The organism is Vibrio sp. SCSIO 43132 (assembly GCF_019904195.1).
Taxonomy (GTDB): domain Bacteria; phylum Pseudomonadota; class Gammaproteobacteria; order Enterobacterales; family Vibrionaceae; genus Vibrio; species Vibrio nigripulchritudo.
Map to the genome: position 1 here is coordinate 430,931 of NZ_CP063200.1, position 25,739 is coordinate 456,669.

Below are 25,739 nucleotides of genomic sequence, written 5' to 3' on the forward strand. Positions count from 1 at the left end.
AAGCCAGTTAATTCTCGCTGAACCGAGTATCTTGAGGTCACTTGGGTATGAAGCCAGCATTTCGCTGGCTTGGTTAACTAAACTATTCTATTCATTCTGCTCCTGCATTTAGCCGACCAAGAACATCCAGCCCTTGTTGATGCCAGAAATGCAGCAGGTCGACGAAAATCCAGTTTTCAGCCAGTTTGTCGCCATCACGTCGGTAGATGTCGATCACTCGCATATCGACAGGCTTATTGAAGGCGGGCATGCCCATAAAGCCGCCTTTTGGCGTTAGCGTTAGATTTGGCCATCCAAAGAAACCACCGAATTCCCCTTCGGCTAAACGGCAAATATGCCCGTTGAAGATTCGGTCATCAAACGCCTCACGAAAAGGACCGGAGTGCTGTTTAGCATAACGTTCGATGGTGTAGCTGGCTCCGATTCCGGCTGGTCCCCACCATATCATGTCGTCGTGCCACGTCAGTGCCAGTTCTTCCTCCAGAGACAGCGCATTTTTCCAGTTACCAATATCACTGATCATGCTGTTAATGAGTGCCAGTGTTTTATCACTTTCCTCCGATGGCTGATCATCAATCATCACACCGTTATGGGTCATAGGACCGGGTTGCACCATAAATGCCCCCGTTTGTGGCGGAAACGGGTTTACTCCCGCCTGAACCATCAGATGAGGAATGTCAAAGAACATCGCGGTTTGCTGAATTTTGCCATTCGAGACTTCATGAAACTCGCAGTAGCGCAAAAATGCCATCTTATGAGTCGCTGGAATACCGAGCCAGTTTTGATCCAAAAGCCCCATTAAGTGCCCCATGGACACCACCCAAACAGAGGGGTCATCGGACAAACTGTTTTGTGCCGCCATTAGCACGTCTTGTCGGCGCTGAATACGTTTTAGGGATTGCTTCAATGGCTGCCAGAATGACGTGCTCAAGTCATTCAGCGAGTTGATTTCATTAAATGGATGACACCCTCGCCATTGGTAATGTTCTGAGGTGTGGCGCGCCAGCACTTCCTCCACATTTTCTGGGCTGGCGCTGTCTAGCTCTTTGAAAAATGCCAAGACAACCTGCTTGGCATTTTGAGTGTCTGATGACATGAATTTTCCTTATATAACCTGAATCTTGAGGTCACTTGGGTATGGAACGTTAGCCTTTCACTGCGCCAGCGGTCAGCCCGGAAACGATCTGACGCTGGAAGAAAAGCACTAAGAAGAACAGAGGCACCATGGCAGACACCACAGCGGCAACGGCAAACATCACATTGCCCTCTACCTGAGTTGTGCCAAGGAAGCTGGCGATCTTCGGAATCATGGTCTGATTGTCCTGGCTTAGCAGCATACCGGTGACGGCAAAATCGTTGTAAGCCAACAAGAAACTGAACAGCCCGGTCGTGACCACCCCCGGCCACATCACCGGAATGATCACGTGGCGAAATGCCTGAAAGCGAGTGCATCCATCCACCATGGCACTTTCGTCCATGTCTTTTGGAATGTTCAAAAAGAACGAATGCAACATCCACAATGTGAAGGGCTGATTGATGGCCACCAGTACTATGATGGTTGTAGGCAGATGCCCCCATAAATTCCATTCGAAGAAGGGCAGCAGGTAACCAGACACCAAAGAGATGTGCGGCATCGCGCGAAACACCAGCGCAATCATCAAGATCCATAACGAGTAGCGAAAACCGGAGCGCGCCAGCGCGTAGCCACCCAGCGTACCTATGGTCAGAGAAATCACCACTGCACAAACCACCACGACCATGGTGTTGATAGAAGCGACCCAAAAGCCTTGTTCTACCCATGCACCGTAATAGCCCTTAAAGGTGAACTCACTGCCTGTCTCGACCAGAGTTTTTACCCCATAGATGGCGTTCATCCAGTCAGATTTCGAAAAGAAATCGCCCTGAACTTTAAAGGAACCCCAGGTGGTCCACAGGAAAGGTCCTGCTGCCACAATCAGCCATCCGATCACAAATAAAATCGAGGCGGTTTTCAGCCATGGGGATTTTTTATCTATTGCTTGTTCCATGTGCATTTCTCCTACGCGGGTTTCTTATTAAATCCACGCCAGGTGCGGATCAGTACAGGGGTAAGCAGAATGGCGATACCCACAATGGTTAACATGGAAGTCGCGGCGGCCGAGCCAAAGAGCTGCGCGTCGCCTTCTTTCAGATCGTGATAAATGATCCAGCTTAGTGAGGTGGCGTTGGCTTCGGCGGCAAACCCAACAATCGGTTCGAATACGCGGAAGTTATCCATCAACTGCATCAGGGCAACGAATGTGACTAGTGGTGCCATATGAGGAATCACAATATAACGAATGCGTTCCCAGCGAGATGCACCGTCGATCATCGCTGCTTCCACCGTATCCGTTGGTACGGTTTGCAAACCGGCATAGAACACGATGAAAGAGAAAGGAATCGAGTGCCAGACGCCATACACAAACAAGGTGATCCAGGTGAGCGTCGGTGATGCTTTCAAGGATAAATCGGGATCATCAAATAAAATTTGTAGGGAAGCGCCAATCACACCGTCGGCATCTATCATCCAGAACAGAATCAACGAACCGATAAGTGGCGTAACAATCATGGGCAGAAGCGAGAAGAAGATCGTCGGTCCTTTGAAAAGCTTGGGCAACGCATTCACACCAAGCGCGACCAGCATCCCCAAAACAATCACTAGCGGCGTAACAATGAAGGTATAACTGAGCGTAAAAATCAGCGCCTTGTAAAACGGCATATTCAGCAGTTTCGAGGTGAAATCAGACAGAGACTCTGAGCTGTTCCATGCTTCGCCCACTTCGGAAAACGCCAGATGATTTCGGTTGGTGTAGGTGCCGAAACCGTTGAAGCGTCCCAATGGTTGCTCCTCACGCAATTTGTTGGTGGCATCTAAATCGATGGCAGTGGTTTTGGTGCAGCCAAAAGGACCACACTGTTCGGTTTCTATCACCACTTGCTCGTGCTCGACATAGAGCGACTGCACAAAGATGGAGACGATGGGAAAAGCGATCAACAGAATCATGATCGTCAAAGACGGCCACATAAACTGCAAAAAAGTGCGATGGGGCATACGTATAACCTCAATGCCAGACACCACTCCCTCTGACTTTTCTCAAGCGAGAAGGAGTGGGAGAAGTGAATTACAAGAAGCCCTGTTCTTTCGCAGACGCGGTATAAGCGGCTTCGGCATCTTTCAATGCCTGTTCTGCGGACTCTTTGCCTTGCAGGAAGTCGGACAGTTCAGAGCCAAGTGCGGAGTGAAGAGACCCCATATAAGGCAGCATTGGGTATGGACGCGCTTTGTTTTGCACAGAGTCGATCACTCCTTTAGCCGCATCGTTAGGCTGATAGCCTTCAATCAACCAGACCGCTTTTTCGCTGTTGGCTTTCATCATTTCTGTTGAAGTGGCCTTAACCATCACTTTGAATGTCGCTTCGGCATCTGCGTCTGAAAGATTCTTAGAGACTGTCCAGCCATCCCACCATAACGTGGTGGCAGGCAAACCGCCTTTTTCCAGTGATGGGGTACTGACTAAACGAGTAGAAGCCACAATGTCTGGCTCAGATCCTTCGTTGTCTAAGATGGCACTGCCGCGCGACCCCCACATCACGGCAAACGCCACTTTTCCGTCTTCCCATAACGACTGAGTCACGTTGGAATCAAACGTCAGATAATCTGGGTTAGACAGTTCCGTCAGGGCTTTGAGCGTATTCAGTGCTTTCACCCCCATCGGGTTATTGATATTGGGCTGCGCGCTGTTGCCTTTAAAGAAATCACCGCCCGTTGCGCTGTACATATTGATGAACTCCTCACCGAGGTTCCAGCCAGTTTTGGTGTTCAGGGCAATAGGGTTAGACATGATGCCTTTGTCGCGAATGACTTTCGCCGCAGCAATCAGCTCGTCGTAGGTTGTCGGTGGCTCTACGCCAGCCAGTTTAAGGATGTCTTCGCGGTAGAAGAGATGCTGACTGTTCGCCATGAATGCTACAGCCATGACTTTGCCATCCACACGAATCAACTGAGAAGGTTGCAGGCTGGCACCGTATTTAGCCACTAAATCATCCAATGGACGAACCAAGCCTTCGTTGAGCAACGGAACAATCGAGCTGGTGGAGACGATAGCGCTTGAATACTTCGCAGGGTTGGCTTTGAGTGCCGCTACCTGAAGATTGCGGTGGTCTTTCGTCTGGTTTTTGGTCACCGTGACTTTATCGCTGGCGCACGTTTCTGCCATGTTGGCCACGGCGTGCAATGCAGGGAAGTCGTTGGAAAGAATGCTTACTTTACCCGACTCCACTCCACAACTCGCGTACACGTTGCTTGCGCTGGCGATGGCGACGGTGGCAGCAGCACGCAACGCCCATTGAGTTACATTTGCCATGTTTTCTACTCCTTTAGCTGGCAGCATCAAGTGGGCAATACCACGACAGGCGGCTGATTTCGCCGTTAAACGACTTGGATAACTCAGCAGCGCTTCCTTGCCCTTTTCCTAAAAAATGGGAACGTATGCAAAAATCCTATGCTTTAAAGTTACGTTTGATCAAGATTTGTATTTTATTTGTGAATAAATTGTATTTATTGATTTAACTATATGAATATAAATAATTTATTTTTATTTCGAAGTATTTTGAGTATCACTGTAACTCTTTGAATTATTGAAAATATCCAGTTTTTAACACTTTTTGACTGAATTGTTATTAGTGTGATCATCTTCTAATTTGCTTAAATTGTGACCTTGTTGATTAAAAAGTCGTCTGATAATTTTGAATACGTACCCAAAATTTGAAAAAGGACATTTCATGGCGGAAATACAACTACGACACGTCAATAAGCGTTGGGGCGGATTTATCGGGGTCAACGACTTTGATTTGACGATCTCCGATCAGGAGTTCCTGGTTTTGCTTGGTCCCTCCGGTTGTGGAAAAACCACCACCATGAGAATCATCGCAGGGCTTGAAAGCGTTTCTGATGGCGAAATTCTGATTGACGGAAAAGTGGTGAACGAGCTTGAACCAAAGGATCGAGACGTCGCCATGGTGTTCCAGAGCTATGCGTTGTATCCGAATATGACGGTGTATGAAAACATCCGGTTTCCGCTCAAGGTACGTAAGATCGACCCAGAAACTCACGATGAAAAAGTCATGAAAGCCGCAGAGATGGTCGAGCTGAATGAGTTCTTGCATCGCAAACCTTCAGAGTTGTCGGGCGGTCAGCGCCAGCGTGTGGCTTTGGCACGGGCGATTGTGCGTGAGCCGAATGTCTTTTTAATGGATGAACCCTTATCTAATCTCGATGCAAAATTGCGCGTCTCGACCCGAGCACAAATCAAGAACCTGACACACGAGCTTAAAGTCACCACGATTTACGTGACTCACGACCAAATCGAAGCCATGACTCTGGCCGATCGCGTTGTCGTCATGAACAAAGGGGTGGTTCAGCAAGTAGGTTCCCCAACCGAGATTTACAACAACCCTGCTAATACCTTTGTGGCGAGCTTTATTGGTTCACCGGCAATGAACTTGGTGGAAGGCACGATAACCGACGGCACATTCGAAGCTGAGGGAATCACCATTTCTGGTCTGGATGCTTCGCTGTCTGGCAAGGTCACATTAGGTTTCAGAGCGGAGGACGCCAGTTTGAGTGGGGAATCTGCTCAGGTTCAGGCTGATGTGTATTCCATGGAGCTTCTGGGTGACGCCACCATGATCACCGCCAAAGTTGGTCATGCGTTTGTCGCAATCAAGGCGGACAAAGATTTCAGAATCGATATTGGTCAGCCCTTTTCGGCACACATTCCTATTGCTTCATGTCACCTGTTTGATGCACAGACCGGAGCGCGAATTTCCCCTGTTTTGGCGGAGGCATCATGAAAGGTTCAAGACCTCAGCAAGCTGAATTATCCCGCGATACCGATATGAGCAAAACCGACGAAACCCGAGCGGTGATCGAAGGCATGGTTGACGGGTTAAACGATCACCGAATTGACGACATAGGTCAGTTTTTCTCGCAGCAGTTTCGCTGGTTAGGCAACCAAGGGTGTGGCAGAAAAAACGGGCTGAAAGAGTTTCAGGAAAACTGGCAGCGACCTTTTCAAGCGGCGTTTTCCGACAAATCGTGTGTCGATGAAGCGCGTTTGTATATGGGGGAATGGGCAGCAGCATTTGGTCGACAGGAAGCCACACACAGCGGCGAGTTCATGGGCGTTGCCCCTACAGGGAAAAAAGTGGAAATCCGCTATATGGATTTCTGGAAAGTGCAGGACGGAAAAATTGTCGACAACTGGGTCATGGTGGACTTTCCCCATGTACTCGCACAGTTAGGGGTGGACGTCTTCAACGGTGAAGGCTGGGAAGCCTATGACCGGGGCGAACGAACCCCACCAAGACCACAGCGATAGAAGCAATCAAACAGGATGAATGGAAATCATGACAATTGAATATTTAAAAAGCAGCAAACCAGAGCAGGACAAAGCGTCAGATAACGCCAAGGTTGCATCTGTGGTCGCCGATACACTGGCGTACATCGAAAGCGAAGGCGACAAAGCGGTACGTGAACTGTCGGAAAAATTCGATAGCTATTCCCCAGACTCATTCCGACTCTCTGAAGAACAGATCCAAGCTCTGGTTGCCAAAGTACCAGAGCGGGATTTGGCAGATATTCAATTTGCACACGATCAAGTGGTCAACTTTGCCAAAGAACAACGTGACTCCATGCTAGACATCGAAGTGGAGACGTTGCCCGGAGTGGTTCTGGGTCACAAGCACATTCCGGTGCAGAGCGTTGGCTGCTATGTCCCGGGTGGCAAATTCCCGATGGTCGCTTCGGCGCACATGTCGGTAGCCACTGCCAAAGTGGCAGGTGTTCCCCGCATTGTTGCCTGTACTCCTCCTTTTAAAGGGGAGCCGAACCCAGCGGTTGTAGCGGCTATGCACATCGGTGGGGCCGACGAAATTTACGTGATTGGCGGCATTCAGGCTGTAGGCGCGATGGCCATTGGCACCGACACCATCGATCCTGTCCACCTGTTGGTAGGTCCTGGCAATGCCTTTGTGGCAGAAGCCAAGCGCCAACTTTTCGGGCGAGTGGGCATCGACCTGTTTGCCGGACCAACCGAAACCATGGTGATTGCTGACGATACCGTCGATGCTGAAATGTGTGCCACAGATTTGTTAGGTCAGGCGGAGCACGGGTTTAACTCCCCTGCGGCTTTGGTCACTAATAGTCGAAAACTGGCAGAAGACACCATGGCTGAAATTGAACGCATCCTTAAGATTCTGCCGACAGCGGAAACGGCGTCTGCCAGTTGGGAAGACTACGGTGAAATCATTCTCTGCGACAGCTACGAAGAAATGCTGCAAGTCTCGGAAGACAAAGCGTATGAGCATGTTCAGGTAATGACGGATCGCGACGACTGGTTCCTAGAAAACATGACCTGCTACGGCGGTTTGTTCTTGGGAGCAAGAACCAATGTTGCTAATGGCGACAAGGTGATCGGCACCAACCACACTCTGCCAACCCAAAAAGCGGGTCGCTACACTGGCGGGTTGTGGGTAGGTAAGTATTTAAAAACTCACAGCTACCAGAAAGTGACGACTGATGAAGCTGCCACTCAAATAGGTGAATACGGCTCTAGGCTTTGTATTCTGGAAGGGTTTGTCGGTCATGCCGAGCAGTGCAACTTGCGAGTACGTCGCTACGGCAATAAAGACGTGCCCTACGGACAACCGGCGCAGTAACGGTTGATGGAGGTGGCAATGTCAGATTCCCAGCAAGCAGCAGAGCAGTTATTCAGCCAGCTAGCGCAGTGGCGACAGTCTCTTTATAAGGGAGATATCACGTCTGCCCGAATTCAGGTGGGCTCTGCTTTTGCTTCCGACGCTACCTTTCACATGTGCGCGCCATTTGGGGATTACCATTCGCCTGCGGACTGGTTCGATACTTGTGTCACTTCACTTGCTGATGCGATGCCGGATCTGGAGCGGCGTGACTACATAGTTATATCGGGCATAGATGCCGACCAAAATGGGTGGATAGGGTGTGCTGGTTATTACTGCGGCACCTTTATCAAACCTTGGCTGGACATTCCGGCTACCGGGCACTTTGCCCATATGCGGTTTCACGAATTTTACCGGATGGAAGGCGATGCCATCGTCGAAGCGCAAATCATCTGGGACATTCCTGAACTCATGATGCAAGCCAACGCCTGGCCGCTGGTGCCGTCATTAGGGCGAGAAGGTTTAGTGCCAGCACCTGCAACCTGCGACGGTATCGAAAGTAAATGGAGCGCCTCTTCGCGAAAATCAGAAAAATCGCAGAAATCAGAGGTAAGTCGCCAACACGTTTTGGATATGTTGGAGCACTTGCAGCGTTATCCGAGTCAGGGTGGACCAGAAGTGATGGCGATGGATCGATTCTGGCACCAAAACCTTAGCTGGTATGGTCCAGCTGGCATCGGCACCTGCCGGGGCATTGCGGGCTTTCGACACTGGCACCAAATACCGTTTCTCAATGCCATGCCTGATCGCGGTCAGCATGAAGAAGAAATCGACGCACACTTTTTTGCCTCTGGTGAATACGTCGCGGTGACAGGCTGGCCCAATATGTGCCAGACACTGACGCACGGCGGCTGGCTAGGCATCGCCCCATCTGGGAAGAAAATCACCCTACGCAGTCTGGACTTCTGGCGATTGGAAGACGGAAAAATTCGGGAAAACTGGGTGCTGGTGGACTTAATCGACGTCTATTCACAACTCGGTATTGATGTAATTGCCAGAATGAAAGAATTCAATAAAGCTCGTTTGATTGGCGACATCCAACTACCACAGGGAATGTGATATGAAAATTCTTCCAACTTCACCCGGATTCGATTTAACAGGTAAGCGAGCTTTGATTTGCGGCGCATCGTCGGGCATTGGACTGGGGTGCGCTGCTGCATTAGCAGAAGCAGGGGCTCACGTCACGCTTGCAGCACGCAGAGCGGATTTACTTGAAGACGCTAAGCAGCAGTTTGAACGCCAGCAATGGCAGGTCGATGTCCTGCAAATGGATGTTGCAGATATTGAAGGTACTCAGGCACTGATTCATCAGCAAGAAGCGTTTGATGTGTTGGTGAACTCCGCTGGGTTGGCTCGCCATTCCGATGCGTTATCGACTCAGCCTGACGACTACGATGCCGTGATGAATGTGAACGTGAAAGGGGCGTATTTCTTATGCCAGGCAGTGGCGAAAAAGCTGATTGATGCCAACCGAGGTGGAAGCCTCATTACCATATCAAGCCAGATGGCGCACGTTGGTGGGTTGGAGCGCGCTGTCTACTGTGCCTCAAAGCATGCGGTGGAAGGCTTTACCAAAGCCATGGCCATCGAGTGGGGTAAGCACCAGGTACGGGTCAATACCATTTGCCCGACTTTCATCAAAACCGAATTAACAAAAAGCACGTTTGAAAACCCTGATCTCCGAGCGTGGATTGAGAGCAAAATCCACATTGGAAGGGTAGGAGAGGTCGAAGATGTGATGGGCGCGGTGGTGTTCCTCGCCAGTGACGCGTCCGCCATGATCACCGGCACTTCGCTACGTGTGGACGGAGGTTGGACAGCAGAATAATGGCAAATGAAAAAGTTACCTCAACCGATGTCGCCAAACACGCTGGTGTAAGCCAATCTGCGGTGAGCCGCGTATTCACGCCCGGCGCATCGGTCTCACAGAAAACCATGGACAAAGTGAAGAAAGCGGCGGATGAACTGGGATATCGCCCCAATTCACTGGCACGAGCTATGGTTTCGGGCAAAAGCCGAATCATCGGTTTAATTGTGGCGTATCTGGATAACCAGTTTTACCCCGACGCGTTAGAAAAACTCTCCAACTCTCTGCAAGAACAGGGCTACCACGTTCTAATGTTTATGGCATCCAAAACGGCAGACTCCATCGACTCTGTGGTGGAAGAGATTTTGGATTATCAGGTTGATGGCATTATCGCGGCTTCGGTAGCCATGACTTCAGAGCTCGCCGAGCGGTGCCGTCAAGCCAACGTGCCCATTGTGTTGTTCAACCGTTCGCAGGAAGAAGGGGATTTTTCTGCGGTGACCTCAGACAACTTTGTTGGTGGTTTGAAAGCCGCTCAGTTCCTGATTCGAGGTGGTCATAAGAAATTCGGCTACATTGCAGGTTGGGAAGGCGCGTCCACTCAGCGCGATCGCGAACTGGGCTTCAAAGCCGGTTTATCGCAAGAAGGGTTTGAGCTTCATGCTAGAGAAATCGGAGATTTTTCGATGGAAAAAGCCAAAGAGGCCACCCGAAAGATGTTCCGAAACGATCCGCCTGATGCGCTGTTTATCGCCAATGATCACATGGCACTTGCGGTTATGGACACCTTGCGCTTCGAGCTGAACATCAAGGTGCCAGAGGACGTGTCCGTCGTGGGGTACGACAACGTTCCTGCGGCAAGCTGGCCGAGTTATAACCTGACCACACTGAGCCAGCAAGCGGACGCTATGGTCAGTGAAACCATACGAATTTTGCTTCAACAAATTGATGGTGACAGCGCGTCACCGCAGAAAATTGCCATCGGATCGCCGCTCGTGATCCGAGGCTCAGCCAAATTGCCAAAGGACATTAACTAGATGATGAAAGGATTTGACAGCAAGTTTCAGGACTTCCCCGATTACATTCTGTCCATCACCAAAGAGATTTGGGAAGACAGAGGGATTGCGACGCTAGAGCATTACTACTCACCCGATATTATCGTTCGCACACCTGCCAGTATTTCAGTGGGAAATGAAGGGGTCATTGCTGCCACCTTATCGACATTGCATGAATTTCCAGACAGGCAACTGCTGGGGGAAGACGTGATATGGAGTGGCACGCCTGAAACGGGCATGTTGTCCTCGCATCGAATTCTTTCTACAGCGACACATTTAGGCGACGGCATTTTTGGTAACGCCACGGGCGCACCACTCAAGTACCGAGTGATCGCCGATTGCCACGCCATCAACAATCAGATCAATGACGAATGGCTAATTCGGGATCTGGGGGCCATCGTTAAGCAGATGGGCTGGGACCCAAAGCAATACGCTCTCACTCAGATTGAAAATGAGGGAGGGTCACAAACGTGCACAGTGCCCTTTACTCCAGCACAAGACAAGAAAGGACCGTACCAAGGCACAGGAAACGACAACGCCTACGGCAAACAGTACGCCGATGTGCTCAAGCGCATTATGAATGCCGATATTGCCTGCATTCGAAATGAATATGATCGTGCTTGTACGGGTGAATACCCATGTGGTGAAACCATCCACTCTTGGGCTGGGATTGAAGCCTTCTGGCAAGGGTTACGAGCCAGCTTCCCGAACGCAGAATTTACCATAGAACACCAAATTGGACGCGAAGATCCAATGATGCCACCGAGAGCCGCCATTCGGTTCTCATTACAAGGAAAGCATGATGGGTGGGGGCGATTTGGCGCACCAACGGGGGCAGACGTTTATGTCATGGCAGCCGCTCATGTCGAGTTTGGCCCTTGGGGCATTCGACGCGAGTTTGTTGTATTTGACGAGACCTCCGTCTGGAAACAAATCGCTCTGCATACAGGGTAACTCAGTTTAGGGTCTGTTGATCTTTCGAGATGATTTTTGCAGCAATTTGTGGGTGATTTATACAAGGCAGCGCTTATTCGGTGTAGTCGCTCTACATCAATGAGCGATAACGCAGTAGAAATAAGCCACAAATGCTGCCCGAAGGGTTCGTTTCTATGCCTTTTACTCTTTGTTGCAAGGTACTTGCTTAGAATGACTAGGCTACACACCTTGCGCCGCGATTAAAAGGCATAGAACTCGAACAAAATTTAACCACGAAAGAACAACAGACCCTAGAGAGTTGCAGGATCGGGATTGGGTGTTCAAGCCGCTCAACCCGGTGAATTTCGCTTATTGCTGACATGACGGATGCAAGGCGGCTTAGTACTTGTCCGCGTGTTGGAATCCAAAGGAGATAACGAGAATGGAAAGCCCACAATGGGTGCGATTTGGGGAACTCAAACCCTGTCGCACGGCATTTATTGATGCTCATACACCCGGTTCATCACAAAAAGAAAACTTCACGATTATTGGCGGGGGAGTCTCGGAGAGCCCTGACCAGCATGTACATATTACTGCCACGCCGGGCTTCAATATTGGAGCAGCAGGTCAACCGCCAAAGTGCTTTAACTCATTGCATTATCACCACACGGCAGAAGTCTTTTTCGTGTTGAAAGGTCGCTGGCGTTTCTTCTGGGGGCACGATGGTAAAGCCGGAGAAGTGACTTTATCGGAAGGCGACATCTTCAATATCCCAACACACGTTTTCCGCGGTTTTGAAAACGTGGGGACCGATTACGGCATGATCATGTCCATTCTGGGTGGCGATGATGCTGGCGGTGGCGTTGTATGGGCACCTCAGGTGTTAAGAGATGCAGTCGCGCATGGTTTAAAACTGAGTGAAACCGGCAGGCTTTACGACACCAAAAAAGGAGAGAACCTCCCTGAAGGCGTGAAAGAGATGCCTATGCTGACTCAAGAAGAACTTGACCAGATTGGTCAGCCAAGTGTTAGCGAAGTTGTCCCGAAATACGTGGCACGCTACCTCGACATGATGGCTCTGGCGAACGATAAGCCATGCAGTGTGATCGGTGAAAATGCTCTTATCGTCGATAAGCCGGGTTTTGAAGTCGATTTCTTTAACCACAATACGCCACAAACCGAGTCGTATCACGCAGATCAGGATCAGGTTTTGATGGTGATGTACGGTCATTGGCAAGTTCAGTGGGAGGAACAAGCTGTCACTTTAAACCCGGGGGACACCATCTGGATGCCTGCTGGTAGTGACTACTCACTTTCGGTGACTGCGTCTGGTGACGCAAGTTTGTACCGAATCAGCAAGACACCCGATAGTGCCGGACCAACATGGACTCCCAAACGATGAATACACCGCTGGTATTGCTGCCCGGTATGATGTGCGACGAGCGGTTATTTGACGCTCAGGTGGCGGAGTTCAGCTCTGAGCGACAGGTTGTTGTCTTACCTGTAACGCAAGCCGACAGCATGCAAGAACTGGCGAAGAAGGTGCTTGAGCAAGCGCCTTCCACTTTCGCGCTGGCGGGATTGTCGATGGGTGGCATCGTTGCCATGGAAGTCTTCAGGCAGCAGCCCAAACGCATTGAGCGTCTGGCGCTATTAGACACGAATCCCCGGGCAGAGCTGGACGAAGTGAAACAAGGGCGAGCAAGGCAACTGGAGCGCGTTGCAAAAGGCGAGATGCTGAATGTGATGAGTGAGGAGATGATCCCGAGGTATTGCCACCGAGATTTCCCCAATCCCAGTATCGATAAGCTTTGCTTTGACATGGCAAATGGGTTGGGGGACGAAGTGTTTGTTCGTCAGTCGCTGGCATTGCGTGATCGCCCCGATCAGCAACAAACGCTGACCACCGTCACTCAGCCGACTCTGATTCTGGCTGGGGAAGACGATCAGCTCTGCCCGTTGGACAGACACGAATGCATGAAGGCGCTAATCCCTCATGCCACACTTGCCCTGATCCCCAAAGCGGGGCATCTGACAACTTTAGAGCAACCGGAGGCGACAAACGCCGCTTTGCGTGCGTGGTTAGAATCATGAACGAGTCTTTATTAAAGCTATTACAACGTGTAGATACGCCCACGGTGTGCAATGCCATCGAAGTGGCACAGGGTAAACGCGGATTCGACCGCTTTACCAAGCAGACCATGCTGATTTCAGACACTAGGTGCGGGGCTATGGTGGGTTATGCGAAAACAGCCCAAATTGCTGCGCTAGAACCGGCTCAGGAATCCGCTGATGTGATTCGGGAAAGGCGCATGGCGTATTATCGTTATATGTCGGAGTCTCCATTCCCTTCTGTTGCTGTACTAGAGGATATCGATTTCCCCAATGCGATTGGTGCTTATTGGGGAGAGCTGAACACCAACATTCATAAAGGATTTGGGATGAGTGGTGTGGTCACAAACGGTGTGATGCGCGATCTGGATGATTTGCCGGAAAATTTCCCTGTGCTCGCGGGTTCTATTGGTCCAAGCCATGGGTTTGTGCACGTAAAAACCATCGATCAGCCTGTCAGTGTGATGGGGTTAACTGTGGAACCGGGCGAGCTGATTCATGCGGATCGCCACGGCGCACTGGTGATTCCAAATGAGGTTTTACCTGGCTTAGAAACCGCGATCACCACCTTGCTGGCTAACGAGCAAATCGTTTTGAAAGCCACCAAGCAGGACAACTTCGATTTTGAAGCGTTTGAAAAAGCATGGTCAGAGTTTGAGCGAGTTCGAACTTAATAACCCCGCGTCTCAGACGTTAGATAGAGTATGTGAAAGTTTTATCTTTTCTCCCTAAATGACCGCTCAGTAACTTTCTGAGAGGTTCTTCAATGAGACAATGCGATCTGTTTTTAACAGGTCGCATTGTTTAAGTTGGAGGGGCTATGATTTCACATTTCATTTTTTACGTACTGGATCAGGAAGCAAGCACCCGATTTTACGAACGTGTTCTCCTGTCCAGCCCAGTGCTCAACGTTCCCGGTATGACAGAGTTTCAGTTAGATCAGGGAGCGAAACTTGGATTGATGCCTTATGAGGGGATAAGCCGACTGCTAGGTCCTCACCTTACTTCACCCGATCAGGCATGCGACAATCCAAATTCCGAGTTGTATCTGATTGTGGATGACCCATTTGAATACCATCAACGCAGCTTAAAGCACGGAGCGACAGAACTCAGCCCTGTTCAAGAAAGGGATTGGGGGGCTCTGGTTGGATACAGCAAGGATATAGATGGTCACATTTTGGCTTTCGCAAAACCAAGCTAGTACTGGGAAAGAAATCAAGATGTTGAGTCAGGCTGCTATCCTTATAAGAATCTGTTGACCTTACCCCTAGGGTAAGGTTTAGAGTCGGGATGCGATTGACTTAAAGGGGCGCTATGAACAGACGATTAAAAACAACCTGGATTACAATGCTCAGCATTGTTGCCTTGTTGTTTTCAGGGTTTGTCACCAGTGCCCCTGTTATGATGATGACAATGGCGGAACATCAGATAGAAAGTAACGTTTCTCCCTGTCATGCCAGCTCCTCTCCTATGGCGGATAACCCATCTGCTCACAAATCGCATTCCCCAGACAGACCCATCCATTCATTGATGGTGGATAGTGGCAAAAACAACGCGTCAGACGCTTGTTCTTCCTCATCTCATGAAGGGCATACCTGTTGTGCCGCTGTGTGTGGTGTCACTTTTGTGCCTTTGCTTACTCGTAGCGCGATGAATGTGGCAGATTTTGCCCTTGCCCCAATCGCTTCCATCACTATCGGTGATGCACTTTCTCGTACTCAATCCCTTTTCCGACCCCCAATCACTGAATCCATTTTCTGATTTCACCGCTTCTGAATGAAGCCCGATTTATTGGCGCATTGCGCCCAGATTTTGGATATACACAGTGACAATACAATTTAGAAAGCTCGCACTGGTTGTCGGTGTAAGCTTGGCAGCGACGCCTTTGTGGGTGGGTGCTTCCGAGTCTTCATCGATAATGCCCAAGCAAGCTGGATCGACTCAAATGGAACGTTATGAACTCTTGATGCAATTGATTCATGCGGCCATAGAACAAGACACTGCCAGAAAGCAGTTCTACGCTCAGTCTGTTGCCATGCGCGAGATGGGCGTGGCCAGCGCCACCTTGATGGACCCAAAAGTCAAAGTCGGATTTGGTGGTTTGCCCATCGACAGTTTTCAGTTCGACCAAGACCCGATGACCAACCTGTCGGTTGGGGTCATGCAGCAATTTGAGCGCGGTTCAACCCTAGAGCTCAACCAGAAAAAAGCCAATCAGCAGGCGCAGGGTGTGAACCTTAAGGTTGAAGCCAGAGAGCTGGACATTGCCAACAACATGACCACCCTTTGGCTAGAGCTTGGGTATCAGCAGGTAACGGAGCAAATCCTAATAGAGAAAAAACGCCTGATGACGGAGCTGGAAAGCTTTGTCAAAACCAACTATTCCAACGGGAAAAGCGAAGCGCAGGACTGGTTAGATGCCCAGCTTCAAGTCGCTAAGCTGGACGAAAAACTCGAAGCCAATCGACAAATGCAGCGTCGCCTGATGGCTCAGATGTCCGAGTGGCTGGGTGCAGACTGGCTCGACAGTTTCGCTTTTTCGCAGCGAAAACTGGAGGCGTCTAATCAACGCAACTGGCTGAAACTGGAACAAGTACTTGATTCAACGCCTGATGCCTCCAGACATTACACTGCACTGCGATTGCACCCAATGGTGAAAATGGCAGACAGCCAGATTCAAGTCAGCAAAACGCAGGTGGACATTGCTGAGCAGGCGTACACGCCACAGTTTGGCATTGAGGTTATGTACGCCCACAGACAAGCCAACAACATGCGGGGTGAACCAACATCGGATTTGGTCAGCGCGTACCTCACTCTAGACATTCCGCTGTTTACTGAAAACCGACAAGACAAAAACAAGTCTGCCGCGCAATATCAAGTTGGGGCAGCGCAGCTTCAAAGAGACACCTTACTTCAGCAAATGAACGCCAAGGTGAACACCCTTCTGAGTGACCGAATCAATCTGCAACAGCGATTGGCACGTTACCAGTCTTCCCTTATGCCTCAAATCAACGCGCGGATTCGTGCGGTAGAGCGGGGTTATCAGAACAACACCGCCCAGTTCAGCGATGTGATTGCCGCCTCTAACGATGAGCTGGCACTCCAACTTGAACAGCAGCGGTTGCTGACCGACCTGAACGTGGTCAACAGCAATCTCGCGGCTCTGCTCAGCGCCTTTGAGTTTCAGGTCAACTCGCCTGTTCTCACGCACACCTATCGCTCAAATTAATAAGGGAAACAACAAATGAAAACAATGCAAGTTGCCACCGTTGCACTTTTGGTAGGCGGAGCCCTGGGTTATGGGGTGAATCACTACGTCGCAGGTGAAAACCACAATATGGGTGCTGTTGCCAGCCCAGCAGCCAGTTCCAATGAACCTTTGTACTGGGTCGCACCTATGGATCCGAATTACCAACGAGACAAACCGGGCAAATCACCAATGGGGATGGACCTTGTTCCCGTTTACGCAGAAGACTTGAATGGCGATAACGATCAGCCGGGCACGGTCAAGATTGATCCATCGGTTGAAAACAATCTCGGGGTGAAAACCGCCTCGGTCAGTCGCGAGCCGTTGGCACCGAAAATCAACACCGTGGGTTACATCGCCTTTGATGAAAGCCAGCTCTGGCAAACCAATGTGCGTGTTGCCGGTTGGGTAGAAAAGCTGTTCATTAACGCCGTGGGGGAGAAAGTCAACGAGGGAGACGTACTGTTCACCCTGTATTCGCCTGAGCTGGTTAAAGCACAGGAAGAACTGATCAGCGCTTACCAGACCGGGAGAAAGGGCTTAGTGAAAGGGGCGACCGAACGCCTGTTGACGCTGGGTGTTGACCGCAGCCAGATCCGAACCATCACCCGTCGCGGTCGAGCGTCGCAAACCATCGAAATCAAAGCACCTGCGGATGGTGTGATAGCCAGCCTGAACATTCGTGAGGGTGGGTATTTATCGCCTTCTCAGGCGGTGATCAGTGCCGGACCGCTCGACAACGTGTGGGTCGATGCTGAAGTTTTTGAGCGTCAAGCACACTGGGTGAATGCAGGCAGTAACGCCAAGATGACTCTGGATTCTGTTCCGGGTAATGAGTGGCAGGGTGAGGTGGATTACATCTACCCGATTCTCGACCCTAAAACCCGCACGCTTCGTGTCCGACTGAAATTTCCCAATCCTCAGGGGGATTTGAAGCCCAACATGTTCGCCAATATCACCTTACAACCCGTCAGTGAAGAATCAGTGCTGACGATTCCTAAATCGTCGGTGATTCGCTCTGGTGGCATGACCCGAGTGGTGCTTGCTGAAGGAGAAGGGAAATATCGCTCCGCCCGCATTCAGGTGGGGCGTGAAGCGGGTGAAAAAGTGGAAGTGCTGCAAGGGCTGAAACCGGAAGAACGAATTGTGACGTCTGCTCATTTCATGCTGGATTCTGAATCGAGCCAGACCGCCGATCTGGCGCGCATCAACGGAGTGGAGGCAGATGCCGAGACCGTCTGGGCGAAAGGGGAAATCACAGATGTCATGGAAGGACACCGGATGCTGACCATCAATCATCAGCCTGTACCAGAGTGGAACTGGCCAGGCATGGTGATGAATTTCACCTTTGCTGAAAACGTGGAAATGAAAGGGCTTGGCAAAGGGCAAGCCATCGATTTTGAAATGCAGAAAACCGAGTCCGGTCAATACGAAATTGTGGACTACAAAGTGGGGGAAAGCGTTCTGGCGAGTGAAGTCTGGTTAACCGGAGACGTCACTCTGTTAATGGCAGATTTCGGGATGATCACCTTAAGCCATTCCCCCGTCACCGAGTGGAACTGGGAAGCAGGAGAGATGAATTTCACGGTTGAGGAAGGCATTGATCTTACCGAGTTTCAGGAAGCCCAAAAGGTTCGATTTCTAGTCGAAAAGCAAGGCAGCGAATATCGACTTAAGCAAATAGAAGCTGAGGGCTGAGTATGATAAATGCAATCATTCGCTGGTCCATCAGTAACCGATTCTTGGTGCTGATTTCTACCTTAGCTCTGGTGCTCGTTGGACTTTACAGCGTGAAAAACACGCCTGTGGATGCGATTCCGGATTTGTCGGATGTACAGGTGATCATCAAAACCAGTTACCCCGGTCAGGCACCCCAAGTGGTCGAAGATCAGGTGACCTATCCGCTGACAACCGCCATGTTAGCGGTGCCGGGTGCCGAAACTGTGCGTGGTTACTCCTTCTTTGGAGATTCGTACGTTTACATCATCTTCAATGACGATACCGACATGTACTGGGCACGTTCGCGGGTGTTGGAGTACCTCAGTCAGGTTGCCCCTAATTTGCCTCCGAATGCTAAGCCAACGCTGGGACCAGACGCCACGGGAGTCGGTTGGGTTTACAGCTACGTGCTGCAAGATAAGACCGGTCAGCACGATCTGGCTCAGCTACGCAGCCTGCAAGACTGGTTCCTGAAATACGAACTGCAAACGGTCGATGGCGTATCGGAAGTTGCTACTGTGGGCGGCATGGTCAAGCAGTACCAAATCCAGATAGACCCTGCCAAATTACGGGCTTACAACCTGACGTTGCAGCAAGTGAATATGGCGATTCAAAACGGCAATCAGGAAACGGGCGCGTCGGTGATTGAGGTAGCTGAAGCCGAGCACATGGTACGTACCACGGGTTATCTGAGCAGTATTGAAGATATTCAGTCGCTGCCGTTAAAGGTAACCGAAAAAGGCACACCACTGCTGCTTGGCGATGTAGCAGACATCAACCTCGGACCCCAAATGCGTCGGGGCATTTCTGAGTTCGACGGCGAAGGGGAAGCTGTAGGCGGGGTGATTGTGATGCGCTTTGGCGAGAACGCCAGTGAGGTGATTGCCAAAGTCAAAACTAAGCTGACCGAGTTACAACGTAGTTTGCCTGTGGGTGTTGAGATTTTGGCGACCTACGACCGCTCTACGCTGATCAACGCGGCGGTGGAAAACCTTTGGAAGAAGCTGGCAGAAGAGTTCATTGTGGTGGCGATTGTCTGTGCTTTGTTTCTGTTCCACATTCGTTCTTCTTTGGTTATCGCGCTGAGTTTGCCCGTTGGGATACTGGCTGCGTTTATGGTCATGCATTGGCAGGGTATCAACGCCAACATCATGTCTCTTGGGGGGATCGCGATTGCCATTGGTGCCATGGTGGATGGGGCCATCGTCATGATTGAGAACGTGCACAAGCACATTGAGCGCACGCCCCTCACCGATAAGAACCGCTGGCAGGTGATTGGTAAAGCGGCGGAGGAGGTGGGCGCGCCACTGTTTTTCTCGCTACTCATCATCACATTGAGTTTCGTTCCCGTGTTCGCTTTAGAAGGGCAGGAAGGGAAAATGTTCTCACCCCTCGCGTTCACCAAAACTTACGCCATGGCAGCCTCGGCTGGGCTGGCGATTACGCTGGTGCCAGTGCTTATGGGCTATTTCATTCGCGGAAAGGTACTGCCCGAGCACCGCAATCCGGTCAATAAAGGGCTGGTGGCGCTCTACAAACCGCTGCTGAGTGTCAGCCTGCGTTTTCCCAAAACCATGATCGTCTTAGCGCTTGGGCTGATGGCTTCTGCCTATTACCCAACCAGCAAATTGGGCAGCGAGTTCATCCCACCACTGGATGAAGGCGATTTGATGTACATGCCGACGACCTATCCGGGTATTTCAATAGGTAAAGCGCGAGAGATATTGCAGCAAACCAACAAGCTGATCAAAACCGTGCCTGAAGTCCACACCGTGTGGGGCAAGATTGGACGGGCTGAAACTGCTACCGATCCCGCACCGCTGACGATGATTGAAACCGTTATTCAGCTTAAGCCCAAATCGGAGTGGCGAGCAGGGGTGACGTCTGAATCTTTGCGGAAAGAATTCGATAATCTGGTTCAGTTCCCTGGCTTAACCAACGCTTGGGTTATGCCGATTAAAACCCGCATCGACATGCTGGCTACGGGCATCAAAACCCCGATTGGTATCAAGATCGCTGGCCCTGATCTTAAGGTGATTGAAACCATAGGTGCAGAGCTCGAACCGATTCTGAATGGCATTAACGGCACCGCTTCCGTCTACGCAGAACGTGTAGCGGGTGGACGCTATGTCACCATCGACATCAAGCGCCGCTCGGCTGCCCGATATGGTTTGAGCATTAAAGACGTTCAGCAAGTGATCTCGACGGCAGTCGGGGGCATGAATGTGGGCGAAACCATCGAAGGGCTAGAGCGCTATCCGATCAACGTTCGCTACCCACAGGAGTATCGTAACTCTGTGGTGATGTTGGAAAACCTGCCTTTGGTGACACCAAACGGTGCCCGTATTGCCCTCGCCGATGTAGCTGACATTCGTTATGAAGACGGTCCCCCGATGATCAAAACGGAAAACGCTCGTCCAAACGGCTGGGTGTTTGTGGATATAGAAGGTCGCGATCTGGGCTCTTATGTGGCCGAAGCGCAGCAAGTTGTGGCTAGCGAGTTATCGCTTCCTGCCGGATATTCGCTGGCTTGGTCGGGGCAATACGAATACATGGAGAGAGCGAAAGAGCGCTTAAGTGTCGTCGTACCGATCACCATTGCCATCATTATGCTGCTGCTCTACTTCAGCTTCCGACGTGTCGGAGAGGTGCTGATCATCATGCTGACATTGCCGCTCGCCATGGTTGGCGGGTTATGGCTGATGCACTACCTCGGCTACAACTTCTCCATTGCGGTTGGGGTTGGGTTTATCGCTTTGGCAGGCGTGGCGGTTGAGATTGGGGTCATCATGCTGGTTTACCTCAATCAAGCGTGGCATTACAAAAAGCTCGATGCAGCAGAAACAGACATCGCATTGACGAAAGACGACCTGACCAACGCCATTCGTGAAGGGGCAGGGCTGCGTGTTCGCCCAGTCATGATGACGGTTCTTACGGTGATAATCGGGTTGGTTCCCATCATGTATGGGGATGGCACAGGTTCGGAAGTGATGCAGCGCATTGCTGCCCCTATGATTGGTGGTATGGCGTCGGCACTGTTACTGACGTTGTTGGTGCTCCCTGCCATTTTCAAATTGTGGAAACAGCGCGAAGTGCGCGAGTAACTCTAGATCAGGGTTACCCGCTGGTTGACCCTGAATTCAAATTCAAAAAAAGAAGGATATTCAGATGAAAAAATCAATCATTGCACTGATTCTCAGTATGGCAACAACGGGCGTTTTCGCTCAAGGAATGGACCACTCTAAGATGGATCATTCCAAAATGGATCACAGCAAGATGGACCACTCCAATATGATGAACATGGAAGGCATGTCGGATGTAGGGATGCCTGCCAAAGGCGCGAAGCCAGACAAGGTAGTACACGTTATTTTGAGCGACGACATGACCATCAAGTTTAAAAAAGAGGTGAATATCGAGCCTAATGATGTGGTTCAGTTTGTGGTGATCAACACTGGAAAGATCGACCATGAGTTTGCGATTGGTTCACTTGCAGAGCAGGAAAAGCATCGCGCCATGATGAAAGAGCAAGGCGCACATGCTCACGATACGGGTAGCGCTGTGACGGTTAAGCCCGGCAAAGCGAAACAATTGACCTGGCACTTTCATGGTGAAACCAATGTAGAGTTTGCCTGCAACATTGCAGGGCACTACGAAGCAGGCATGGTGAAGTCGATTCAAATCTAAGCAGACTTCAGTAACCAATAGAAGTTGAAATTCGGGCGGTATTCGTATCGCCTGATTTTTATCCAATTTACATTGTAAATTCTTCCGATGTTTAGAGGCTGTTTAGTTTGGTTTCCTTAGACTCTTGCAACACATCAGGGAGGAGAAATCACAATGTATATTGGAGAGTTATCGAAAAAGACCGGAGTCAGCGTTAAAGCGATTCGACATTACGAAGACATTGCGTTGATAAAATCCCCCCAACGCGATGGCAAATACCGAGTCTACGACGACAGTTATATTCAAGTGCTAGGCATGATCAAAGCCGCAAAAGGGTTAGGGTTTACTTTGGAGGAGCTTCGAACCATCGCAAAAGCCAAAACACAGGAAGGCTTGGTGCCGATGGACTTACTGAAAGCCGAACTGCAAAAAAAGCGCACAGATATTCTTATCAAAAAAGCGGAATTGGAAAAAAGACTCGAAGAAATGGATGAGCTGGAAATCAGCGTTCAACATTACAATCAGTGTCTATTGGAAAATATTAATCAATAATTTTTTGGTAAATAGGTGTTGACTCTCCCCTATACGGGAGACTTTAGGATGAAGACCTCAACAGACAAAACAGAGGTCAACATTATGAAAACGGCATTCATCACAGGCGCAACATCTGGCATTGGTTTCGAATTTGCTAAGTCTCTTTCTGAGCAAGGCTACGTACTGATCGTTCACGGACGCAACCCTCAGAAATTGGCAGAACTCGAACGCCAAATTGAGGGCGTTACTCAAACCATTTGTGCTGACTTGTCCGATCCCGCTACGCATGCTCAGGTGATTCAACAGCTTGAAGCCTATTCCAGCCCCATCGACGTTGCCATTAATAATGCAGGTTACGGATTGTATGGTGCGCATATCGAGCACACATCGGCACAAATACAGCAAATGGTGTCGGTTAACGTGTTAGCGCTGACTTCCTTGAGTGAATACTTTGCCAGACGAATGAAAAAACAAGGCAAAGGATACTTAATGAACGTAGCGTCTACCGCTGCTTACCAACCACAGCCTTATATGGCAGCGTATGCGGCCAGCAAAGCGTATGTCGCCAGTTTTACTGAAGCCTTAGCCGTAGAAATGAAAGGCAAAGGTGTGAACATCACCTGTTTGTCACCGGGACGAACAGATACTGGCTTCTTTACTTTCGATGGCAAGGACGAGTCTAGCTCAGGCTCGGGGACATTTGCGGCAAAATATCGAGTCAGCCCAGCAAAAGTCGCACAGAAAGGGTTAGATGCTTTGTTCAAGGAGCGTTTTAGAGAAATTCCGTTTCTAGACAATAAGTTCTACGTTTTCCTGAATCGAATTCTGTCTAAAGATGGGATGCTGAAAATGTACAGCAGCGCGATGAAGAATGTATAAAATCAAAGCTATTTGATGCCACTGTTTATGAGTATATTGGAGAGGATGGAAACGGTTTTACTTAAGTTTCCCTTCCTTCCTCTAATTCAGGAGTTTGAAGCAGTATGGAAAAATTAAGTTGCGCGCTTGTCCCTTTTTCGGAAGATGATTTTGAGTATCTGACTGATTGGATAGTGTCAAAAGAGCTTACTTATCTTTGGGCCGGTCCCACTTTCCAATATCCGCTTACTCATGAACAATTGCGCAAGCACTGCCAGCAGCCGGAAGTTATCCCTTTCTTGATCAAATATGATGATCAGGCAGCCGGTTTTGTTGAACTCAACCGACAATCAGAAACGCACTGCCGCATATGTTTGGTGTTTGTTTCGGATTCGTTCCGCGGTAAGGGCATTTCAAAAACCATTCTGACAATGCTTGCTGATGTGGCTAAGAATGATTATGGCTGTAACAAACTCAGCCTTGCAGTATTCAGCCACAACCAAAGGGCAAAAAAGGTGTATCAGTCGCTTGGGTTTAAAACCGTTTCGATTGAAAAAGAAGCCATGCACTTCAAAGAAAAGACCTGGGATCTAGAACGAATGGAAAGGCTATTATAGTATTGTTTTCTTTAAATTATTGGCGAGTTTATGAGTATTAAAACCTTTGAAGAAGCGCCGACTCCTGAAGAGTTTGTAGCCATGAGGATTACAGCGGGTTTGTCTGCAAAGTCACTGGAAGCCGCCAGAATAGGACTACCTAATTCACTTTATGCAGTATCAATTAGAGACGAAGGTAAACTTATTGGAATGGGGCGAGTCGTCGGCGATGGGGCATGCAACTTTGAAGTGGTGGATGTCGCGGTCGACCCAAGTTATCAGGGTAAGGGGCTAGGCAAACAAATCATGCAGTACATTGATGCGTACATCGCTTCTGTGGCGCTTGAAGGTTCCTATGTTTCGATGATTGCCGACGAGCCGGAATTCTACCAGAAGTTAGGCTACAGATTGGTGTCACCAAGAAGCCATGGAATGACCAAGAAATTTGCTCCTAAAAACTCCTAGTATTTACACCGCACGCAAAGGACAGTAATGACAGTTAAGTTTGCCCCTTCCCGCGATCGAGATTACGCCGAAAATCTCACAAAAACCAATATGGCTCCTTACTACCAAAAACGCGGGATTGATTGGAGCCATGAGTTGTTTGTGAAAAGCTGGGAAGAGTACGACAACTTTGAAGTAATTAGCGAAGACCTGCGAGTCGGAGTTGTACGATTTACCTACGAAGAGAACATTACTTACCTTCGAGACTTTCAGCTGTCTTCTGAATTTCAAGGCAAAGGAATTGGGTCTGAAAGCCTGAAGCTGGCACTAGCGCATGCAAAGAAGTGTGGCTCATCTGAAATTCGTCTTCGTGTATTCAGCGAAAACCCCGCTGTATCTTTGTATCGAAAACACGGATTTGTTCTTGTGTCAGAAGAAAATGCGTTGATAACGATGAGCTTAAAATTTGATTAGGATTTCATTTGATACGAAGAGCTAAAAAAACGGATATTCACGCACTTGCGTCGCTGATTCATAATGCATGGCAGAAAGATCTGATAGAACTGGTTTCTCCAAGCGTAACCAGTTTATTTACCATTGATTGGTTTGCTTCAAAATTGCAGAAAGACTTAGAGCGAGAATCAGTGTTTTCAAAGGTTTTCGAGCGAGATGGTTCCATTGCTGGGTATGCCGCAGGCAGATACAGTGAAGAAGACGATGTCGCTGAACTGATGGGCTTATATGTTTGCCCGAGCGCCCAAAATCAGGGAATTGGAAGCGCGCTGATTCAAGATGCAAAGTCGTATTTTGGTGATAAGAATAAGAACGCTATGATTGTTTGGACTCTGCTAGGCGCAAAAAATAATGCTTTCTACAATAGGCATAATCCAGTTCGGAAGAAGGAGCGAGACATAACGATATCTAAGCTTAGCTATCGCGGTATTGGTTATGTTTACGGGCTGGATGAGCCTTCAAGTCTTCTTTAAACCAACAAGCCAGTGACAATATCACTG

At 49.6% G+C, this 25,739-nt stretch carries 26 protein-coding genes; 22 read left to right on the plus strand and 4 right to left on the minus strand.

What is annotated here, in order from left to right:
- Nucleotides 1-91: 91 nt before the first annotated feature.
- From INR79_RS20070 to INR79_RS20085, 4 genes are all read right to left on the minus strand, one after another.
- Nucleotides 92-1,096, minus strand: coding sequence for an ester cyclase (locus INR79_RS20070; RefSeq protein ID WP_223099327.1), 1,005 nt, complete (start codon nt 1,094-1,096; stop codon nt 92-94).
- A 49-nt stretch (nt 1,097-1,145) separates the two neighbouring features.
- Complete coding sequence (locus INR79_RS20075; RefSeq protein ID WP_004403824.1) at nt 1,146-2,027, minus strand: carbohydrate ABC transporter permease; 882 nt, start codon at nt 2,025-2,027, stop codon at nt 1,146-1,148.
- An 11-nt stretch (nt 2,028-2,038) separates the two neighbouring features.
- Entirely contained in the window at nt 2,039-3,070 is a 1,032-nt protein-coding gene (locus INR79_RS20080) for a carbohydrate ABC transporter permease (RefSeq protein WP_223099329.1), read from the minus strand.
- Nucleotides 3,071-3,140: 70 nt separating this feature from the next.
- Complete coding sequence (locus tag INR79_RS20085) at nt 3,141-4,382, minus strand: ABC transporter substrate-binding protein (protein ID WP_262415446.1); 1,242 nt, start codon at nt 4,380-4,382, stop codon at nt 3,141-3,143.
- Nucleotides 4,383-4,800: 418 nt separating this feature from the next.
- On the opposite strand from INR79_RS20085, the gene INR79_RS20090 reads away from it, so the two are divergent.
- The 22 genes from INR79_RS20090 to INR79_RS20195 all read left to right on the plus strand — a co-directional run bounded on the left by INR79_RS20090 (nt 4,801) and on the right by INR79_RS20195 (nt 25,712).
- On the plus strand, nt 4,801-5,871 hold the full coding sequence (locus INR79_RS20090; protein WP_004403815.1) for an ABC transporter ATP-binding protein: 1,071 nt from the start codon (nt 4,801-4,803) through the stop codon (nt 5,869-5,871).
- The gene (locus INR79_RS20095) at nt 5,868-6,398 is read left to right on the plus strand and encodes an ester cyclase (protein WP_022592076.1); all 531 of its coding nucleotides are present in this window, start codon (nt 5,868-5,870) and stop codon (nt 6,396-6,398) included. Before INR79_RS20090 ends, INR79_RS20095 begins: the two co-directional genes overlap by 4 nt.
- A gap of 28 nt (nt 6,399-6,426) precedes the next feature.
- The gene (gene hisD / locus INR79_RS20100; RefSeq protein ID WP_223099341.1) at nt 6,427-7,737 is read left to right on the plus strand and encodes a histidinol dehydrogenase; all 1,311 of its coding nucleotides are present in this window, start codon (nt 6,427-6,429) and stop codon (nt 7,735-7,737) included.
- Nucleotides 7,738-7,755: 18 nt separating this feature from the next.
- Complete coding sequence (locus INR79_RS20105; protein ID WP_223099343.1) at nt 7,756-8,835, plus strand: ester cyclase; 1,080 nt, start codon at nt 7,756-7,758, stop codon at nt 8,833-8,835.
- A gap of 1 nt (nt 8,836) precedes the next feature.
- Nucleotides 8,837-9,604, plus strand: a complete 768-nt coding sequence (locus tag INR79_RS20110) for an SDR family NAD(P)-dependent oxidoreductase (protein ID WP_223099345.1) — start codon at nt 8,837-8,839, stop codon at nt 9,602-9,604.
- Nucleotides 9,604-10,620 (plus strand): LacI family DNA-binding transcriptional regulator, encoded by a 1,017-nt coding sequence (locus INR79_RS20115; protein WP_223099347.1) that lies wholly within the window; start codon nt 9,604-9,606, stop codon nt 10,618-10,620. The genes INR79_RS20110 and INR79_RS20115 overlap by 1 nt, the downstream gene beginning before the upstream one ends.
- Nucleotides 10,621-10,623: 3 nt before the next feature.
- On the plus strand, nt 10,624-11,592 hold the full coding sequence (locus INR79_RS20120) for an ester cyclase (protein WP_038124483.1): 969 nt from the start codon (nt 10,624-10,626) through the stop codon (nt 11,590-11,592).
- A gap of 403 nt (nt 11,593-11,995) precedes the next feature.
- Nucleotides 11,996-12,955, plus strand: a complete 960-nt coding sequence (locus INR79_RS20125) for a cupin domain-containing protein (protein ID WP_223099359.1) — start codon at nt 11,996-11,998, stop codon at nt 12,953-12,955.
- Nucleotides 12,952-13,647, plus strand: coding sequence for an alpha/beta fold hydrolase (locus tag INR79_RS20130; RefSeq protein WP_223099361.1), 696 nt, complete (start codon nt 12,952-12,954; stop codon nt 13,645-13,647). Before INR79_RS20125 ends, INR79_RS20130 begins: the two co-directional genes overlap by 4 nt.
- Entirely contained in the window at nt 13,644-14,339 is a 696-nt protein-coding gene (locus tag INR79_RS20135) for an RraA family protein (protein WP_022606245.1), read from the plus strand. The genes INR79_RS20130 and INR79_RS20135 overlap by 4 nt, the downstream gene beginning before the upstream one ends.
- A 146-nt stretch (nt 14,340-14,485) precedes the next feature.
- Nucleotides 14,486-14,866, plus strand: coding sequence for a VOC family protein (locus INR79_RS20140; protein ID WP_223099363.1), 381 nt, complete (start codon nt 14,486-14,488; stop codon nt 14,864-14,866).
- 113 nt (nt 14,867-14,979) lie between these two features.
- Nucleotides 14,980-15,426 carry a hypothetical protein gene (locus INR79_RS20145; protein ID WP_223099367.1) on the plus strand — a complete coding sequence of 149 codons (447 nt, stop codon included), beginning with the start codon at nt 14,980-14,982 and terminating at the stop codon, nt 15,424-15,426.
- A gap of 64 nt (nt 15,427-15,490) precedes the next feature.
- Nucleotides 15,491-16,894 carry a TolC family protein gene (locus INR79_RS20150; RefSeq protein ID WP_223099369.1) on the plus strand — a complete coding sequence of 468 codons (1,404 nt, stop codon included), beginning with the start codon at nt 15,491-15,493 and terminating at the stop codon, nt 16,892-16,894.
- 15 nt (nt 16,895-16,909) lie between these two features.
- Nucleotides 16,910-18,610, plus strand: a complete 1,701-nt coding sequence (locus INR79_RS20155) for an efflux RND transporter periplasmic adaptor subunit (protein WP_223099371.1) — start codon at nt 16,910-16,912, stop codon at nt 18,608-18,610.
- A 2-nt stretch (nt 18,611-18,612) separates the two neighbouring features.
- Nucleotides 18,613-21,735 (plus strand): efflux RND transporter permease subunit, encoded by a 3,123-nt coding sequence (locus tag INR79_RS20160; protein WP_223099373.1) that lies wholly within the window; start codon nt 18,613-18,615, stop codon nt 21,733-21,735.
- A gap of 64 nt (nt 21,736-21,799) precedes the next feature.
- Entirely contained in the window at nt 21,800-22,315 is a 516-nt protein-coding gene (copI, locus tag INR79_RS20165; protein ID WP_223099375.1) for a copper-resistant cuproprotein CopI, read from the plus strand.
- Nucleotides 22,316-22,468: 153 nt separating this feature from the next.
- On the plus strand, nt 22,469-22,846 hold the full coding sequence (locus tag INR79_RS20170) for a MerR family transcriptional regulator (protein WP_223099377.1): 378 nt from the start codon (nt 22,469-22,471) through the stop codon (nt 22,844-22,846).
- A gap of 48 nt (nt 22,847-22,894) precedes the next feature.
- Entirely contained in the window at nt 22,895-23,707 is an 813-nt protein-coding gene (locus INR79_RS20175) for an SDR family NAD(P)-dependent oxidoreductase (RefSeq protein ID WP_262415447.1), read from the plus strand.
- A gap of 104 nt (nt 23,708-23,811) precedes the next feature.
- Nucleotides 23,812-24,303: a GNAT family N-acetyltransferase gene (locus INR79_RS20180; protein WP_223099379.1), complete on the plus strand. Its 492-nt coding sequence runs from the start codon at nt 23,812-23,814 to the stop codon at nt 24,301-24,303.
- Nucleotides 24,304-24,333: 30 nt separating this feature from the next.
- Entirely contained in the window at nt 24,334-24,747 is a 414-nt protein-coding gene (locus tag INR79_RS20185; protein WP_223099380.1) for a GNAT family N-acetyltransferase, read from the plus strand.
- A gap of 27 nt (nt 24,748-24,774) precedes the next feature.
- Nucleotides 24,775-25,200: a GNAT family N-acetyltransferase gene (locus tag INR79_RS20190; protein WP_223099392.1), complete on the plus strand. Its 426-nt coding sequence runs from the start codon at nt 24,775-24,777 to the stop codon at nt 25,198-25,200.
- Nucleotides 25,201-25,208: 8 nt separating this feature from the next.
- Nucleotides 25,209-25,712 carry a GNAT family N-acetyltransferase gene (locus INR79_RS20195; protein WP_223099394.1) on the plus strand — a complete coding sequence of 168 codons (504 nt, stop codon included), beginning with the start codon at nt 25,209-25,211 and terminating at the stop codon, nt 25,710-25,712.
- The last annotated feature ends 27 nt before the right edge of the window (nt 25,713-25,739 follow it).

What these genes read in the sequence shown, in the direction of transcription:
- INR79_RS20070 (WP_223099327.1), bottom strand. Translation starts at nt 1,096, where the DNA reads ATGTCATCAGACACTCAAAATGCCAAGCAGGTTGTCTTGGCATTTTTC.
- INR79_RS20075 (WP_004403824.1), bottom strand. Translation starts at nt 2,027, where the DNA reads ATGGAACAAGCAATAGATAAAAAATCCCCATGGCTGAAAACCGCCTCG.
- INR79_RS20080 (WP_223099329.1), bottom strand. Translation starts at nt 3,070, where the DNA reads ATGCCCCATCGCACTTTTTTGCAGTTTATGTGGCCGTCTTTGACGATC.
- INR79_RS20085 (WP_262415446.1), bottom strand. Translation starts at nt 4,382, where the DNA reads ATGGCAAATGTAACTCAATGGGCGTTGCGTGCTGCTGCCACCGTCGCC.
- INR79_RS20090 (WP_004403815.1), top strand. Translation starts at nt 4,801, where the DNA reads ATGGCGGAAATACAACTACGACACGTCAATAAGCGTTGGGGCGGATTT.
- INR79_RS20095 (WP_022592076.1), top strand. Translation starts at nt 5,868, where the DNA reads ATGAAAGGTTCAAGACCTCAGCAAGCTGAATTATCCCGCGATACCGAT.
- hisD (WP_223099341.1), top strand. Translation starts at nt 6,427, where the DNA reads ATGACAATTGAATATTTAAAAAGCAGCAAACCAGAGCAGGACAAAGCG.
- INR79_RS20105 (WP_223099343.1), top strand. Translation starts at nt 7,756, where the DNA reads ATGTCAGATTCCCAGCAAGCAGCAGAGCAGTTATTCAGCCAGCTAGCG.
- INR79_RS20110 (WP_223099345.1), top strand. Translation starts at nt 8,837, where the DNA reads ATGAAAATTCTTCCAACTTCACCCGGATTCGATTTAACAGGTAAGCGA.
- INR79_RS20115 (WP_223099347.1), top strand. Translation starts at nt 9,604, where the DNA reads ATGGCAAATGAAAAAGTTACCTCAACCGATGTCGCCAAACACGCTGGT.
- INR79_RS20120 (WP_038124483.1), top strand. Translation starts at nt 10,624, where the DNA reads ATGAAAGGATTTGACAGCAAGTTTCAGGACTTCCCCGATTACATTCTG.
- INR79_RS20125 (WP_223099359.1), top strand. Translation starts at nt 11,996, where the DNA reads ATGGAAAGCCCACAATGGGTGCGATTTGGGGAACTCAAACCCTGTCGC.
- INR79_RS20130 (WP_223099361.1), top strand. Translation starts at nt 12,952, where the DNA reads ATGAATACACCGCTGGTATTGCTGCCCGGTATGATGTGCGACGAGCGG.
- INR79_RS20135 (WP_022606245.1), top strand. Translation starts at nt 13,644, where the DNA reads ATGAACGAGTCTTTATTAAAGCTATTACAACGTGTAGATACGCCCACG.
- INR79_RS20140 (WP_223099363.1), top strand. Translation starts at nt 14,486, where the DNA reads ATGATTTCACATTTCATTTTTTACGTACTGGATCAGGAAGCAAGCACC.
- INR79_RS20145 (WP_223099367.1), top strand. Translation starts at nt 14,980, where the DNA reads ATGAACAGACGATTAAAAACAACCTGGATTACAATGCTCAGCATTGTT.
- INR79_RS20155 (WP_223099371.1), top strand. Translation starts at nt 16,910, where the DNA reads ATGAAAACAATGCAAGTTGCCACCGTTGCACTTTTGGTAGGCGGAGCC.
- INR79_RS20160 (WP_223099373.1), top strand. Translation starts at nt 18,613, where the DNA reads ATGATAAATGCAATCATTCGCTGGTCCATCAGTAACCGATTCTTGGTG.
- copI (WP_223099375.1), top strand. Translation starts at nt 21,800, where the DNA reads ATGAAAAAATCAATCATTGCACTGATTCTCAGTATGGCAACAACGGGC.
- INR79_RS20170 (WP_223099377.1), top strand. Translation starts at nt 22,469, where the DNA reads ATGTATATTGGAGAGTTATCGAAAAAGACCGGAGTCAGCGTTAAAGCG.
- INR79_RS20175 (WP_262415447.1), top strand. Translation starts at nt 22,895, where the DNA reads ATGAAGACCTCAACAGACAAAACAGAGGTCAACATTATGAAAACGGCA.
- INR79_RS20180 (WP_223099379.1), top strand. Translation starts at nt 23,812, where the DNA reads ATGGAAAAATTAAGTTGCGCGCTTGTCCCTTTTTCGGAAGATGATTTT.
- INR79_RS20185 (WP_223099380.1), top strand. Translation starts at nt 24,334, where the DNA reads ATGAGTATTAAAACCTTTGAAGAAGCGCCGACTCCTGAAGAGTTTGTA.
- INR79_RS20190 (WP_223099392.1), top strand. Translation starts at nt 24,775, where the DNA reads ATGACAGTTAAGTTTGCCCCTTCCCGCGATCGAGATTACGCCGAAAAT.